12 protein-coding genes are annotated in these 14163 nt (G+C 29.3%); 2 read left to right on the top strand and 10 right to left on the bottom strand.

Annotated elements, in window-relative coordinates; genetic code table 11:
- Positions 1-114: 114 nt before the first annotated feature.
- The 10 genes from AKG34_RS10275 to AKG34_RS10230 form a co-directional block, all read right to left on the bottom strand.
- Positions 115-1323, bottom strand: coding sequence for a TOPRIM nucleotidyl transferase/hydrolase domain-containing protein (locus AKG34_RS10275; RefSeq protein WP_053345999.1), 1209 nt, complete (start codon positions 1321-1323; stop codon positions 115-117).
- Complete coding sequence (locus AKG34_RS10270) at positions 1324-2703, bottom strand: hypothetical protein (RefSeq protein ID WP_053345998.1); 1380 nt, start codon at positions 2701-2703, stop codon at positions 1324-1326.
- Between the two features lie 85 nt (positions 2704-2788).
- Positions 2789-3025 (bottom strand): recombinase family protein, encoded by a 237-nt coding sequence (locus AKG34_RS28745; RefSeq protein ID WP_053345997.1) that lies wholly within the window; start codon positions 3023-3025, stop codon positions 2789-2791.
- Between the two features lie 313 nt (positions 3026-3338).
- Positions 3339-3785: a hypothetical protein gene (locus tag AKG34_RS10260; protein ID WP_152952271.1), complete on the bottom strand. Its 447-nt coding sequence runs from the start codon at positions 3783-3785 to the stop codon at positions 3339-3341.
- A 456-nt stretch (positions 3786-4241) separates the two neighbouring features.
- Positions 4242-5378 (bottom strand): hypothetical protein, encoded by a 1137-nt coding sequence (locus AKG34_RS10255; RefSeq protein ID WP_053345995.1) that lies wholly within the window; start codon positions 5376-5378, stop codon positions 4242-4244.
- A gap of 348 nt (positions 5379-5726) precedes the next feature.
- Entirely contained in the window at positions 5727-6020 is a 294-nt protein-coding gene (locus AKG34_RS10250; RefSeq protein ID WP_053345994.1) for a hypothetical protein, read from the bottom strand.
- A gap of 45 nt (positions 6021-6065) precedes the next feature.
- Complete coding sequence (locus AKG34_RS10245) at positions 6066-7175, bottom strand: MrcB family domain-containing protein (RefSeq protein WP_053345993.1); 1110 nt, start codon at positions 7173-7175, stop codon at positions 6066-6068.
- Positions 7176-7816: 641 nt separating this feature from the next.
- Positions 7817-9805, bottom strand: coding sequence for a hypothetical protein (locus tag AKG34_RS10240; RefSeq protein ID WP_053345992.1), 1989 nt, complete (start codon positions 9803-9805; stop codon positions 7817-7819).
- Positions 9806-9910: 105 nt separating this feature from the next.
- Positions 9911-10489 (bottom strand): site-specific integrase, encoded by a 579-nt coding sequence (locus AKG34_RS10235; protein WP_053345991.1) that lies wholly within the window; start codon positions 10487-10489, stop codon positions 9911-9913.
- Between the two features lie 430 nt (positions 10490-10919).
- Positions 10920-11906: a site-specific integrase gene (locus tag AKG34_RS10230; protein ID WP_053345990.1), complete on the bottom strand. Its 987-nt coding sequence runs from the start codon at positions 11904-11906 to the stop codon at positions 10920-10922.
- 537 nt (positions 11907-12443) lie between these two features.
- On the opposite strand from AKG34_RS10230, the gene AKG34_RS10225 reads away from it, so the two are divergent.
- Complete coding sequence (locus AKG34_RS10225) at positions 12444-12695, top strand: hypothetical protein (protein ID WP_053345989.1); 252 nt, start codon at positions 12444-12446, stop codon at positions 12693-12695.
- 165 nt (positions 12696-12860) lie between these two features.
- Complete coding sequence (locus AKG34_RS10220) at positions 12861-14039, top strand: hypothetical protein (RefSeq protein WP_236694919.1); 1179 nt, start codon at positions 12861-12863, stop codon at positions 14037-14039.
- Positions 14040-14163 lie beyond the last annotated feature (124 nt).

The raw sequence follows: 14163 nt of genomic DNA, 5'->3' as shown, positions 1-14163 counted from the left end.
TAGTTGATATATTAACATTTAAGCTATTTTGTGTTGAACATACCCGCTTCCAAATAATATCTTACATTTTTTATTATAAAAGTAGTTGTTGTTTTTTGTTAATATAAATACTTATTAAACAAATTGGAATATTGAAGTATCTTTTTCTGTTACTCTTTGCAAATTATCATATAAGACTTGCTGATTTTGTATTTCATCAAAGAAAATCATAGCAACGAGAGGTTTCAATTCTCCTGTCAAAATCTTGTTTTTCAAACCTATATCCTCGGCAATTTCTCTCCAAGGTATATTGTAATATTCTTCAAAATCAGGCTGATGAGAAATGAGCTTTAAATCATTTATGTGCCTTTCATTTTCAAAGTACTGTGTTAAAACCCAAGGCATGGTCTGTTTTTCCGTATCTACATCGATTATTACAACTACTTCTTTCCCTAAAACACTAAAAAGTTTTGCAAAAAACGGCATATACACCTTACCATGAGGTGTGAAAAATTCCGTTGAACTTTCAAAACGATTTTTTATTGCTTTTAAGGCAACTACTTCTGATTCTCCTTCAACAAGGATAATGGTTTTATTAAACAAACATTTATAAAAATCTTCATTTTCTATAGTTTGTGAAATTAAAGATTTAAATAACCTTGGATATTCATATGATTTTAGTTTTGTTTTCATTCTAGAATCAACTTGCATATGCTTATTTTCAAATTTTAATACTTCATCGCTCACATTTCTCATTAATTCTTCAATCGCTCTAACATCTATATTATACTTTTCTGCTCTATTTAAAATTATAATCTGTTCTATAGATGCACGACACTCTGTCAATATTCGTACACTATGTGTTGCTACTCTTACTTTAAATCCAACTTTTGCTAAATTTAAAATTAACCTTCCAATCAATTTAATATAATCTTCATCTAAAAAATTTTCAGGTTCGTCTAAACAGATATATTCTAAATTATTGAAATTATAATCTGTAAATATGGTTAATAAATTGGAGAATTTTTCTTGACCTTTTGATTTATTATTTTTGAAAACTTCATTTTTCTTTTGTAATTCTAATGCTTCATATAGTAATATAAGAAACTTTTCTTGTATGTGTTCTGATGAAGGTTCTTCATACTCTCCAGTACCACGCTGTGAATCTTTTATAAAATGATACATCTTATTTTCCAAGTCAATCTTCACTCTAGGTTTTCGTATTGAAAAAGATGGTAGCCCTTCCTCATTTACATAAAGTGAATTTTCACTTTCACTATATATCTTATTTAAATTAAATGATTTTCCAGCACCATTTACTCCTACAAAGAATTGAATATCCACTTAATTTCCACCTTCTAAAATTCGCCCGATAGCATAGCAATATTTCAAATATAAATCTGTAATTTTTTCACTTTCCATAGATTCTATTTCCTTATCAGCTCTAATATCAATTAATAATTGAACTTCTTTGGCATTCACATTAAATTGTTCTAAAGTTATTGAAGTCAGTTTTTCTATTTGTAAAATAAAACCTTTTAATTGGTTAATATTTTGAGGATATAAAAAGTTCATATTCATATCAACTGCTTTTTCAAACATCTGACTTTTTATAAGGTATGCTAATTTTTTATCTGGTTCTAATTCTTTGTCCCAATTCCATGATGCTTCTAATTGCATTGAAGCCATTGCTTTACTAATAATACTTTCTTTTTCAATATTAGGAATAATATTGTAATCATCAATTTTATTTTTCAAACGAATTGATAACTTATTATATTCCGCTTCCCAAAACACAACTTTATTTTCCATATAATCTACCAAAACTGTATTATCTGGATTTTCTTTTTCAATCATTTGTATATCATAAAAGAAATAATCTTGTTTTAATATATTAATTACATCTGAAGAAAAAGCTATAAAACCTTCTTCCGTATCTCCATTATAATTTTCAGGATTATGTTCTCGAACATGCTTGGAACCTAAATCTATAACTTTAATTGCACGTTTATTTGATATACTATACTCAAATGGCACTTTAATACTTCCTCTTAAATACAATCCGTGTTTTTCTGAATGAGAGTATTCTATATATCCTTCATTAGTATTTTTATAATTATCCTGTATTGCATTATGATTTTTATTTCTATATTCAAATTCAGCTATTAACTCGTAAGAATTACCCCATTTTTCATCTTTTTTATATATAATAAATTCTTTTAAGAAATTTTTTAATATATTTAGATACTCATCTTTTTCTTTTTTTGTATATTCAAGTACCAAATCACCTTTATTTTGCAAATATTCTTCACTAAAATATGCTTCTACATATCTTAAATTTTTTACTCCATGTTCTTGATAGGCTTCACTTGTTGTCATAAGCGGATTTACTTGGTATACACTAGAATTTTTATGATTTCTATACACAATTAAATTATGAGTAAACAGCTCACTTAGTTGTTCTTTATCTAATTCATTCAAACTGTATTCTGTTGGTAATGAGTATTGTAAATTATCTAATAACCATGTTTTTTTAATTGGTATTTCTTTATGCTTTATAATTAATTTTAAATAGAAGTCAGCCTCCAAATCACGAATATAATTTCCTTCACTAATAAGTGCTGGGATATAAATATCTTCTACTCCCACATATATATTACGAATATATTCAACAATATCTGTAGAGGACTTCAAATTCATCAAATCGCCTAAATATAAATTCATTATCTATGTTCCCTTCAAAATAAAATTTGCCTTTACTTCATGCTAATTAATGCCTTCTTTTTAACGATGCATTATCATTTTATGTTCAAACTGTGAAAGACCTGAAAAAAATAGTGAAAAGTAGCTTACTAATAGGACTGTCATCAGAGAGGTCTAACCATTTATCGGTAAGAGAATTGAATACTGCACCTTTGCTTTGAATCGTTCCAACGATAGCTAATAAGTCTTTAGTTGAACGTGATAGACGGCTTATTTCATGGATAATTACCATATCACCTTCTTCAAGTTCTTCTAGCATTCTTTGTAACTCTGGACGTTCCATTGTAGCACCACTTAGCTTTTAATATAAAACTCTGTGCAACTTGCTTCTTTCAATGACTTCTGTTGTCTTGCTTTGTTTTGAGTTTACACGGATATAAGCCACAGTCTTCATTTAAACCACTCCATTACCTTCATTAATAAGCTTATTTTACCAATAATTACGGTAAGGTCAAACGGTAACTAATGTGAGTCTCGAAGCCTTTATATTACTAGGTATAATTTCCTACCTGTTCATTACCGTTAAAAGTGTGGTCTATCGGTAAATACCAAACAAAAAGCCACTCCAAAGTGGAATATGGCTCAATAACTTTTTACTATTTATTATATTCTAGACCATACTCTTTGTATATTTTCGCAAGTTCATTTCTAGGGACTTGTAACTCATATACAAATTGGTCAATGTCAACAGGGTCACCTCCCATAGAAGCGTTAAAGTCTTCAATTGCCATTGTTGATACTTTAAGGTGAATCAAGTGAATGTTATCTATAACTAATTGCTCTTCCTCTGATTCAGCTGAAGCGGAATCAATATAGGAAATTACTTCATTCTCATTTGGAAAATATTTATCAAAAGCAACCTCAACATTTTCACCATTTTCTACAGCATCTGTTACTTTGCTCATTACATTAAAATACTCCCATGTTTCCTTTATGTAATCTGGAGCATCTTCTAGTGCATCACCGTTTGTGTTGCTGGAGCATGCCCCTAAAGTTAAAAGTAAAAACATTAAACCCATACTCGCCATTTTCCTCACAAGCACATCCAACCCTTCCATTTTTTTCAATTATCTTCTGAATTTAATATACCATGATACTTCAGAAATAGGTATATTTTCTTATAGAAATTCACTTTCTATCGCACGTGAAAACCATGTCTACTAAGGTGTTTTAAGAGGATTTCCTTTTACATTCACACGTATGTATTATTTAACAAGATTGTGTGGATGTATCACTATATATATGTGTTTAAAACCGCTCTTTTATCCATCCTAGTTATAAATATATTAGTTAAAACAGAACAAACAAAAGAGATAACACTCTTACAAGTATTATCTCAAATATAAAACATCTGAATTTATCACTTAATACTCCAATCTAGAGTTATTCAACTCCCTTTTAAACATCGTATAGCTTTAAATTAATGGTGCTGTGTGACCCTACTTTAAAAGTATCAAATAAGACATTTAGCGTAATATGTCTTTACCCTCCAAATGTATCTACCTATTTCCCACAAGCGTATTCCTTATCCAACGATAAATTGTTGGAAGATTAACCTCAAAGCCCTTACCCTGAATTTTTGTTAGGGAGACTGTACCACCGAGTATTTCCTCTTTTTCATTATTTTCACCTTGACTAATAGAAAGAAGTGAATGTTGAATTATTGTTGCATCAATTATTTCTTGTTGTTGTTTGATTGTAACTTGTTGATGTTGAATAGTTTCCTCCCTTGCTTGAGAAATTGCATTGCTTAGCATAAGTTGACCGTTCAGATGTTGAATGTTAGCCATTAATTGTTGTACTTTAGGATCTATAGGAAATTGCATATTATTAGTGTTAGACAATATATCAGGCATCTGCAAATAAATCTCAAGGGCGTGTCGAATTTGAATTAGTGCTGTATGACCTGAGATAGGGTTGACTGAAAATAATACATCTCCCGCTTGATGCTTAATATCAGCTGTTGCTTCAATACCTAACTCCTTAAGAAATTGAACAAAATATAAGAGATATTGTTCACATGGTGTTCGAACCTGCTCAGGAAAATTAAATATACTTAGGACTGTATTCTTACCCTGAGAAAGTAATATATTAATTACCTCATCATATATTTTTTTAATTGAAGCCAATCCACTCTCAACAAAAGAATTAATTGATTCATTTCCATCATATACCTCAAAAACTATCCCACAACCGTTTACAACCATATCCTCTTCCTGTTCCCACTTAAATTCTAAATCACTATCACGGTTTATTCTTTCACTTATTACATCAGCAAATTCCTGAATACTAAAAGGATTTTTCCAATTTTCAAAATCATTAAAACTCATTTCAAAAGCTAGAATGTATTTCTCAATTCCAACTTCTTGAATTTTTTTTATATTTATCCCATCAATTAAGTCTGTAAATTCAACTTGTAAATTTGCATATATAGTAGGTATTTCCGACATTACCCCAATAAAAGTTGAGTTAAAGACTAGTTTAAGATACTTCCAATCATTTATTTGTGCATACAAATCTCCATCAGGAAATTTATATATATACCCAGACTCTCTAGGAACTTCCATATCATTAACCAATAATGAAAAATCACTCCCCCCACGTTGTCCCTGTATTTTCTCTCCTATTTTAATCATAGCGTTATCTCCCTTTTACAATATGACTCTAAATATACTAGAATCCCTTAAAATTCTTTTTCACAAAAAGTATATCATTAATAATACCAATATTTTCATACAAAACAAATAATACCCACAAATATGACAAATGCTAATTTTGTGATAATGTAATTAAATTTAGGCTCCCTATCCGATACTCTGAATCTTATTTCTCCATTAAGTACTTGTTTTATTTATTGATTACTGAATCAAAAAAACGCTCCCTATTAAAATAGAGAACGTGGTTTTATATTTGATCTTATTGTTTTGACATTCAGATAAGTTAACAGATTATTGTAATTTTTTTAACACAAACAATGCCTATTATTACTTAACTATATTTTTTAAAATCCAATCTTGAATATCATTTATTATATCTATACCTACAGCCATTTCTGCTAATACAACGCCCTTGCCAATAATTTTTAATGTGGGTGCAATGGTTGGCTTTGTTGGGTTGATTGACCATACTACTGTTTCAATAGCATTGAGCGGTACTCTAATATTATTTATAATCCCTTTACTAACTAAATACCCATCTTCAATTTTTATTTCATTCTTTTTCCACGTATACTCTTTATCTGTTACTGTTGATGTTTCTTTTCCTCCAAAAAGTGCCATAGATCATCCACCTAAAATATATTTTGTAAGTACTGCCAATAACTCTTAATTAAAATAAAATCTCTCAATTTGTTCTTGTGTCGTGACTATCCCTCTTTTTATAAGGCCTTTTTCTCGACTACGATAAAGTTTTTCAATCATTGCTATCTTTTGTGACTTTGAGGCCTTATGAATTTTCCGATGACAATTTGGACATAAAGAGATAATATTTTGTGGAACATCTAACGAATACTTAAATTCATCTTGTATTGAAAGAGGAATTAAGTGATGCCCCTCAACATAATTCTTTCCTGTAGTATCATTTACGAACGTTGAATGAGTGATATCATATTCACACATATAGTCAGCATTTACTAAAGCTCTTTTCGTTATTTTTGGATTGCCTATGTACCTATTGCTCATTTTTTTCATCTTTTTATTCTTGGGGACAGGTAAATCATCATCCTTGTCTTCGGGATCTGAAATATCAACTTTTTCTTGATATAAAGCATCTTGAACATCAGAAGGAAGGTTAATAGTGTTATTCAAAACTTTATTAATAAAAACTTCAAATAAATGATATTCTTTCAGTTTATTATATTTTTCAACATAGTCCATCATCCTTAATAGATCCTGTTTAAAGTCTTCGTCACTTGGCATTTGATCTTTTTTATAAGAAATAGATGCGATATTGCCTTCAAGGTAGTAGCGGTCTTTTTTTCCTCCAAGGTTATTGATCTCATTTAGGTCTTTACTATCTATTTCAATTAATTTTTTCAATGCAATTTTGGTCGTATTAATCAAATCTCTAGGATTTTTAAATTTTTCCCTCTTAACATGATCCTTAAAGAAAGTAGTACCTAAATTCAATGATAGATAAACTTCTGACCTGTCTTCGTTAAATAATAAGACTGGATAAATTCCTTTTTGTGCACTTTCTCCATCACATAACGTTTTGTCAATGATAACTACCCAAGGAATAATTGCAATTTTTGGTCTTCCACCAAAACTACCATAAACTTTATAGTTTAGATTATTTTCAATTGATAGCATCGAAGCAATTTTTTGTGGAATCAATTCAGTTAGCAATAATTTGACGTTATTTCCTTCATCGGTTTTTAGACTTAAATCATAGTGTTCAAGTACATAGCCAAGCATATCACCTATATTTTTCATACTCTTCTCTTCTTCCTCTAATTATTCGCACATTCAACGGTGTGTAACCTAGAATATATAAACGATAGCAAAAGTTCCAAACTTGATCAGAACCCTCAACTCTTAATTATTATATCAATCTTTAGTTTATTATACTGAAGTCTCATACCTTTATTACAGCAAAAAAAACACACACGTTAAAATACAGTTTAAAAAGAGTATTTTCTTATGTTTTACACGGTACTGATTTCAACTCTGATTGCAGGAGTGAGAGTGCTAAGACATTATTATTCTAATGAACTTTTAAAATTGGTGATATGTACCGCCCACTAAGGAATAGACTATCCAATAAATACGGTTATAGCCAAACGGTAATAAAAAGGTATTTTGAAACCATTGATACGACTACGTTTCTTTTAGCACCTGTCAATTACCGTAAAAGTGTAGTTTATCGGTAATAATAAATTCTTCTCCTTCAACTACTTCCCCTATCACTAATTCAAATAAACTTTACTCCTTATTGAAGGAGTAAAGTTTATTAAATAGAGATGTTACGAAACAAAAAAAACGCCCTATTAAGGGCAACCTTTTAATCTATGTTTTCTTATAGATAAACATCTGTATTTAACGTGTGTTTAAACGAGCTTGTCCAACCTTTCTTATTAATTATCCGTAGCCTTTTTTCTGCACAGCGGACAATATGGTCTTGTTAATAAATGGTCACTACGTATTTCCCACTTGTTCCGACAACTAGTGCATTGTGCTGTTACTTTTTCTTTACTTGAAACGTAATTTAATACCTTAACAGCATTATCCGACTTTATTAATACTTTTAGTTTATATGCTTCGGCCCTTTTTATCTTGTTATTTTCCGCCAAAACAGTTTTAGTTACTATTTCCTTAACTTTCTTGATGTGAGTTTTTTTTCGTTTCTTAAGTTTAAGTAATTTCTTTGTAAGTAGTACCTGTTCTACAAATTCATTATTTTGTAGCCTTTCATTCATAATACATTTTTTTAAGCAATTAACCGATTCTGAAACATCTATATTAAATCTAGTCTCGTCATCAGTTATTTGCATAATTTCATCCAAAACAACCGATAATTTAATCAACTTTTTATCTTTTAATGTGTAATCATTTATCCCATGCTTATATTCAGCCTGAATAGAAATAAAAGAATTATCTACTTTATTATTTATTAAACTAGATATACTAAACTTTGTTTTCTTAAAAGCAAACATATTATAAAAATCTTTCTCAAAATACTCTATTCCAGACTGACAATTTTTTGTTGTTTCATTTTCAATATAATACTTATTTTCTAATTTATTCCCTTCATTATCTATGTAACAATAATCAATCCTAATAATATACAGGTCTTTTCTGACGTCACTTCTGCTATTTCCATTATTTGAAATGTATATTTTGATATGACTTGTGTTTAATAAATCATAATCTTCATCCATTTCTATTGTAAGATTATTAGACCTGTCCCCTAAAGAAAAAGACTCAAATTGACATGAAGGAAATATCATTTTATATCTTTTAGGTCTTATTTCATTCTCTCTTTTTAGGAATAAATCTAAAACTTCTTTATAAGGAACCTTTTTATTATCTCTTTCTTCTATTTTTTTGTTAACGTCTATAATCTGTTCTTCAAAAATTTTATAAAAATCCAGTTTACACTTTTTGGATTTCAGATATTTAAGAAAGAGTTCTTTATGCTTAGGATTACCTTTATACTTTATACTATAGATGAAATCTTTAATTGCTTCCTCACTGTAGATTTTCAGTACTTCAAATTTCTCGCTAATATCTCTTTTCAGTAAATCTAACATATCATTACATTCATCTGTAGCGACATTATACACTTTATATAATTTGTTTTTCTTTTCACTCATTCTTTGCATTTCTTCAAAATTAGGTATGTATCGTTTACACAATTCATAAAGACTTAATTTTACTTCATCAAACTTAAATAATATGTCACTGTCTAGTTGTTCTTTCTCTTTCAATAGATTGGAAATATCTTTAGGTATCGAATGTTCAAAATTAAATCTTGTAAAACCATATTCGTAATAAGAATAAATACCTTTAATATCTTCCTGCAATATACTTAAATAATCCTCTATTTCCGAGTTACTCATTTCTGAATTTGAAAAACGAAACTTAAGTCGTTTTAGAAAAGAATTAAATTGGTTAAAGCCAAAAAATGAAGGCAATAATCTTTTAAAGTATTCCTGTTCCTTTTCATCTAAATATTCTTCTTTTACCTCTTCTAAAACAATCATATGAACGTCTTGTAGAGTACATTTATTTTCAATCATGTATTTGAAAATTTTACAGGATTTAAAACTCCCTTCATAAAAGGATTGAGATTCTAGAAAGAAATATTTATGATACTCTTCATACGGAAGCCTATTCAATGCAAGAATTTCACTAAAATGTTGTTTATATCTTCTTTGTATATCTTTTGCTTGTCCTATATACATCGGAACAATTTTCTCAGAAGTGAAATGGTCTATGTAAATCATATATACACCTGAAATAGTATGTTTTGTTTCTGGTGTAACTTCCCTATGTAAATTCTCTTGTATCAATTGTTTTACTTGGTATTTTATATTATCGATTTTGTTCACATTATTTTCCATATTTTTCCTCCTATTAACAATAAAAAAATTCTGTATAGGCTTCCTGTGGCTTTATATGAGTATGGAAAAAGAGTATCTAATAATCAGAACCCTCTAATTCATCCGCTATAAATCTAATGCTTTGACTGCTCTATCCTTTTGATCTTGTGTAATACCGATATACCTTAATGTGACTGCTGGGCTACTATGATTTAACATATCCTGCAACAATACAATATCTGTTCCCATTTGATACTGATGATAAGCAAATGTTTTCCGTAAACTATGTGAACCGATATTTTTTAATCCTAATTGATCCGCTGTTTGCTGAATGATTCTCCATGCACTCTTTCTATTGATTGGCTGTGAGTTTCCATCTTTGTCATGTTTACGACTTTTAAATAAGTATTCGTTCATATTAACTTCAGAGTTACAGCTGATATATTCCTTCAATGCTTTTTTTACACCTTTTGTCATAGCAACCTTATTATTTTTACCTGTCTTTGTTTCGTTTAATGTAAAGTGTTCAAACAATCTTCTCTTATCATCCATCACGTCAGAATATTTTAATGTTAGTAAATCACTTACCCGAAACGCTGTATTGATTCCAATGACAAAAAGTAAATGATCTCTAGGTGAATCACCAAGTAATTTTTTCATAGCTTCAATCTTTTTTCTATCTCGAATCGGTTCTACAAATTCCAATTTCAGCACCTCTTTTATCAGCAACGAATGAGACTTAATTTACATTAATTATAATTTTTGTCCCATTCAAAATCAATAGAAAGAATGAAATTAACTACTATATCGGTCAATCCCTTGTGGCTGTAAGGTAAATTTGATTTACTCAATGAGACATAATTAGATTATGTCTCATTTACTTAACGTTTTTTCAACTACTGCATAAAATTAATTATTTTGTGTACTCATTTATTTTCTTCATTTAGAGATTGACTGTAAAAGTCAGTCTTTTTGTATTTGTTACCTTGTCCATCCTTTTTTGAAATGTTCTAAGAAATAATTAAATATCTATAAGCAAACAAGAAAAACATCCAATTAAAATTAATGTGGATGCTTTTTAATGCACTACTCTTTTAGACAAATTCTATTTTTTTAAAGAATATAATCTTATATTTTACACATAAACAAAGTAAGAGCTTTTAGCAAGTCCTTCGTTTATTAACCTATTTATGTCCTCAGGCTCATACTGTCTTATTTTAAAATATTTTTTTTCCAAAGATGAAATGCTAATCCCACTTACCATGGATATAAAGGCTGAATCTACTCCTTTTTTTATTAGCTCTGCTATACCTGAGTTCATTAAAACTTCTACTGAATATGTAGTTTTTGAATCGGGAATATTTAAGATATTGTATTCTTTAAGAAAGTTGCAAAACCATCTATTTAAATTTTCTGCTTGAAATACTTCTTCATCTATATAGGATAATACCTTATCATTTTCATTTATTTGATTATTTTTTAACTGTTGTACTAAATTAATACTTGTTATTAAGTCACGTCTTAATCCATTGGGTATGTTAATCATTAAATCATTAATATTTAAAGTTCTAAAATCAAAAGAAAAATCCTTTTTCCTTAAATCACATACTTTAGATCTCTTCGCTGGTGCAATTAGAGATAATTTAACGAAAATCCTCAAGATTAAATAATTTTTGTACCTTTTCTTTTTTTGACCACGAAGATTACTTAGATTGTTTACCTCAAAATATTTATCTAAGTTCTCTAGGATTGCTTTAATTGTCAAATTATCAAAGTATTCTCTCTCTTCACTTTCCGCTAAATTAAATTTTTGGGCTAAATTACTTTTGTATCCTTGATAATCATATATACCACTAAAAATGTCTGTTGCCCAAGCTTTACTAACAAGAAACTTATAAAATGATTTAATACCTTCAATATGATTTTCCATGGAACTGATGGTATTAATTTTCCCTAATTCTTTATAATACCCAATGCAATTTTCAACATCGTTAGTATCGATTTTTGTAGGTTTATCACCCTTATCTATTTTTAATATATACGTTACATATTTGTTTATATGATTTTCATAAGTCTTATCAGATTTGAGATAATCATTTGCCCATCGTTCAATATGTGTCATTAACCTATTCATCCCCTTACTGTGGTATTGTATCTTTTATTTTTCAATTATTTTACTATTAATTCTTTTGTTACATATAATCCCCAATAATTTTATATAAATTTTACCATTTAATTCAACAAGTGTGTGTATTTTACTGGTAAATTAGTCTGAATTATATTCACATCAGTCAAATTCATTTAAAAAAATCGCCTTAATCTTTTGTCAAAAGATAGGTAATAGTACATAATTTGACAAATGTCAATAATTGTGATATAATATTATTAATAGGACACCCCCCTCTATCAACAACATTATTAATTTGGTGAAACCCAACAAAATCCTACTTATCAATAAACCACGCAACATAACACAAATGATAAATTTCGATATAAAAGAATAGATTTACCTATACCACAATAACAATATATCCAACATTAATGACACACGTATAAATTAACTCTATTGACAACATTTAAGTAACATTCACACGAGTATCGAATATTCGTAACAGAGTGTGGGGATTGTATAGCATTATCATGTTTGTGGAGGGATTCTTTGCAGTTGGTGAATAGCACGCCCCTGTATGAGCATCTACAAGGTATTAAAAAGAAGCAACGACTAATACATGTTGATTATGTACCTTTTTACACAAGCACATTAAAACTGCAAAGAACGCAGTTTCAAAGTGTTGCGATGCAAAAAGGTACTCCAAAAATATCGCTGACAAATTTACGAGGTGTGAATGAAAGATCAAATCACAACAAGAGATTAATTCGCCCTTTGCGTACTTTGGGCGAGGTTTGTTAAACTGCCTGTACTTGGCAGTTTAACAAAGATGGTGGCAAAGTACATATGTAATGGAAGAAGATTTAAGGGAAATGTTCTAAGGATAGAAAATCAGACCATTATATATAAAATATATAGTATCCTGATTTCCTATCCTAAATAAAATAAGAAAAGGAATTGATAATATTGGTAGATGGGATTTTTACAACAGCAGAAGTAGTTGAAGAGTATGGAACAGACAAATGTAAAGAGTATTTCGCAAACAATAAGAAACTCGGTGGACACAAAGACAGTCTACATAAAACACTTGATGAATTTTATGATACTTGGGAAATTGTTAAAGTTAGTCGTAGTAACTGCTATAAATTAGGTGAAAAGCGACAACATAGGTTGGAACGCAAAGACAATAGGATTAATAATGGTAATAGAGAACAACTGCCATACAAAGAAGATATTCGTACAGCACTTATCCAATACTTATATAAACATCAAAATGACAATAGAGCAACAATTACAACTAAAAGACTTGCGTATGAGTTAGGATGTTTTTCTGAAATCATGTACGAAGCATCTAAAAAAATTGGTACAGATGAACGTCAAGACTACTTTGAAGAGGTGTGTGAAAGAGACAGTAGGATTAAGAACATGGGATGGGATGTCTTCTATGAATGTGTTAAAGAAGTCGAAAGACTAAAAAACCAAGTAGAAACTGTATTAGATGAATTGAAAGAAAATAACATTATCTACTATGCAGACATATATCAAGCAGTTATTGAAACTGATGACGGACAAAAAAATTACGATAAAGTGCTAACAATAGATGAAATAATTGCAGTGAAACATCAACAGATGAAATTAAGACAAAAACACATGGTAACACATCAAGATATTATGTTTAAGCTAAAAAGTGAATCAGTCAAAGCGTACAAGAGAGATGAAAGAGCGTATTTCTTATACATGGGGTTTAGTAGAGTGTTTCAAACCAAAGTGATTACGCTTATCGCTTATGATAAAGAAATTGAGGACTATTTCAGTAGAACTCCATTAACCGATGCTTTCAGATTTAAACACATTAATTTTGCAGTTAAATTAGCAGAGAAACGACAAGATGCTTTTCATAATAAAACTGTTGTTATTAGAAATAACAACCAATTACATAAAGTATTAGGTGGAAAGAAGAAAAGTGATATTTATAAAGAAACAGATACTGCATGTGACAAGATTGTTGGAAATAATGGAATTAGAGAATTGCTTGATAATGAAATCATTCAGTTAAAGATGAGCAATTGTTATGCAGAAGCAATTGATAAGGGATTGAAAGTATTACAAATTGAAGAAGAAAAAGAAACAGAAAAATCAGCTTAATACATAAGTATTAAAACCCTTTCTTAAATGCGAAAGGGTTTTGTTGTCCCATATTTAGAAAGTCTAGGAAGGAACGGAAAAGCGGAGTTGCAACCGCAAGGGAAAAAAATCTATTGATGAAAAT

Origin of the sequence: Peribacillus butanolivorans (assembly GCF_001273755.1) — a bacterium.
GTDB lineage: Bacteria > Bacillota > Bacilli > Bacillales > DSM-1321 > Peribacillus > Peribacillus butanolivorans.
The sequence above is the reverse complement of the archived record's forward strand: the minus strand, read 5'-3'. Positions and strand labels throughout refer to the sequence as shown.